Annotated in this window: 2 protein-coding genes and 1 pseudogene; 1 reads left to right on the top strand and 2 read right to left on the bottom strand. The window is 48.7% G+C overall.

Going from position 1 to position 2682, the window contains the following annotated elements:
* Nucleotides 1-520 (bottom strand): hypothetical protein (locus KDK17_RS14180; RefSeq protein WP_257288333.1); only part of this gene is annotated, 520 nt, incomplete at its 3' end.
* Nucleotides 521-767: 247 nt separating this feature from the next.
* Between KDK17_RS14180 and KDK17_RS14175 the strand changes: the two genes are divergently transcribed.
* Nucleotides 768-1472 carry a hypothetical protein gene (locus KDK17_RS14175; RefSeq protein ID WP_257288332.1) on the top strand — a complete coding sequence of 235 codons (705 nt, stop codon included), beginning with the start codon at nucleotides 768-770 and terminating at the stop codon, nucleotides 1470-1472.
* A 47-nt stretch (nucleotides 1473-1519) separates the two neighbouring features.
* On the opposite strand, the pseudogene KDK17_RS19635 reads toward KDK17_RS14175, so the two are convergent.
* Nucleotides 1520-2077, bottom strand: a pseudogene (locus tag KDK17_RS19635) (WD40 repeat domain-containing protein); the annotation flags it as partial.
* Nucleotides 2078-2682 lie beyond the last annotated feature (605 nt).

Here is a 2682-nt window from a genome sequence, read left to right as displayed (position 1 = left end):
CAGGGCTGAATACGGCAACGTAGATCTGGTCTTTTTGTATCAGGATGTCCTGCTGGTTGTTAACTGTGACAATGTGGTTGATAGTTATTATCGCTTTGCCATTGTTGCCAAAAGAGGCGACGGGTTTTAGCTGTTGACTGTCGTATTGTCGGATAAACAGAGGATAGGGCGTATCTTCATACCTTTTGCCGGTTACATATAGGCTTACGCCATCTGGGGAGAGCTTTAGATTAAGTCCTTGTTCTTTATCATACAGGTCACTGTTTTCAGGAAAAAAGAGCCGTCGCTGGTGGTAACGGCCAACAAATAGGCTGTTATCTAGAGTACCTGTTAAATACATGACGCCTTGATGATAAGCGGTATCATTAATTTGCGCATTTTCAGGGAATACCTTATTACGTGCGATCAATTGTGCCGGATATTTCTGGGCGGCACTTAAAGGGAACTCAAACAGGGTTGTTTTTCCTGAAGGTGTCGTTGCAACAAGGTTAAGTTGAGAGCCTGTGGTTTCGTGAATCACCTGTCCTGTCAGAGACTGGTAAGAATCCAGTATGCTGGAGTGGTCAGCAGAGGTGGTGTAAGTCACAATGCCGCAACGACCAAATTGTTTATCCAGTTCAGAACCTTTATAGCGTGCCAGAATAACATCCTTGGAAGGCGACTCAGGCTGAATGACGACGTATATCTGCTGGTTTTCCGCGTCATAGGTTTGAAAGAGAGGCTTGCCTTTTGGTGGTGGGCAGTTTGACAGATCAAGTGAATCGGTTGTGGGGAATGTACTGTCAGACGGGGATGTATACGACGATGAATATTTAGTTCGTGGTGTGTTTGTTGGAGATGATATTTCAAAGGCTGATGAAGTGTTTGATGGTGACTCCAAATTTTCTAAGGCTCTGATGGCAGCAGCCGTGGTCAATTCGCTGGTTGAAGGCTGTGCTGATGACGCTGGGACAGCGGATGAAGTTTCTGGCGGTGGCTCTGAACGGGTTGAAATGTCGGTCACAGAAGCGGTGGTCAATGCGCTGGTTGATGGCTGTGCTGATGACGCTGGGACAGCGGATGAAGTTTCTGACGGTGGCTCTGAACGGGTTGAAATGTCGGTCACAGAAGCGGTGGTCAATTCACTGGTCGAAGGCTGCGCTGATGACGTTGGAATAGCTGGTGAAGCTTCTGTTGGCGATTCCGAAGTGGGTGAAGTACGAACTACAGAAACAGTGGTCAATTCACTGGATGGTGGCTTTGCCGATGACGATGGTATAGCTGATGAAGCTTCTGTTAGTGATTCCGAACCTGAAGTAAGAGCTACAGAAGCCGCGCTCAACTCGCTGGTTGATGACCCTAGAGAGGTCGATGATAGAGCAGATGATGTTGCTGATGGTGACTGCGAACTGAGCAAAGCAGTGGGAACAGAAGTGGTCATCAATTCGTCGGCTGATGGCTGTGTAGGCGACGATGGAATGTCGATCTTATAAATTCTCAGACGTTGGTCATCCCCCCCTGTTGCCAGCCATTTGCCGCTGTGGCTGTACTTAACGCTTCGGATATTGGCTTTCGAATCGGCCAGGATGTACTGGGGCTTAAATGAATTCCTGACTTCATAAATTCTGACCTTATCATCAAACCCCCCGGCTGCCAGCTGAGTGTCGTCGTGGTTGTAGTCGATACACAGAATTGAGCTTTTTGCATCCTCAAGGACGTGCAGAGGGGAGGTCGGATTCGTCCCGTTATAAATCCAAACCTTATCATCATTCCCACCGACCGCTATCTGGGTGCTGTTGTGGTTGTAGACAACGACCCATATATGACCTTTTGGATCGGACAGAGTTTGCAGGGGCGAAGTCGGGATTTTCCCGTTATAAATCCTGACCTTCGCATCATTCCCCACGGTGGCCAGCCTGGTGCCGTCATGGTTGTAGTCGAGGCTCCGTACCTCGTATGGCAGGGCCAGGGTGTACAGGGGAGTGGTCGGATTCGTCCCGTTATAAGTTCTGACTTTTCTATCACGTCCCCCGGTCGCCAGCTGGGTGTCATTGTGATTGTACCTAACGATCCACACCCAGCTTTTACTATCGTGCATAACGTGCTCCAGAGCGTAACCATTCAGCACGTTGTAAAACCAGACCTTTCCTTCATCTCCCCCGACAGCCAACCGGCTGCCATCGTGATTGTAGTCAAGGGTCCTTACAAAGTCTTTCGGTTCGTTCAGGGAGTATAAGAGTTCGAGATCCCCCGAAGCATCTATGCCAAAGATTTGTACAGCCCCTGAATATGGACACTTGCTATCGTATACGTATGAGCCGGAACTTATTGCCACCGCTATGTGCTCATCGTTCCTGTTCCATGAAATACTATAAACCCTATGAGGCGGACAATGTCTTGTCAGACTAATGCCCGCAGGTGTTGGAGCAGTACGTGTCGGCAACCTGTTTGGATCTATTTCAATGTCATGGATCAATTGAAGAGGTGTTCTTATGCCGCAGTCAAATGCCCCTCGTGTGCAATCAATTCCGTCCGGTAATCTTGGTGGCTCGAAGAAAGCTTTTGGAAAAGGTAAGTAGCCATAACGCCCGTTCCAGACATTACGATTGAAAGAGGTGGCGTTTGCGGCACCACCGGGGTCTGCAAACTCATTCAGGACGGTGGGGAACTGGTTATTTGCCTGTTTGGTACCATTTATTCGGA

The organism is Endozoicomonas sp. SESOKO2 (genome assembly GCF_024606245.1).
Lineage (GTDB): Bacteria > Pseudomonadota > Gammaproteobacteria > Pseudomonadales > Endozoicomonadaceae > Endozoicomonas_A.
Note: the sequence above shows the minus strand (reverse complement) of the source record. Positions and strands in the feature narration are given on the sequence as shown.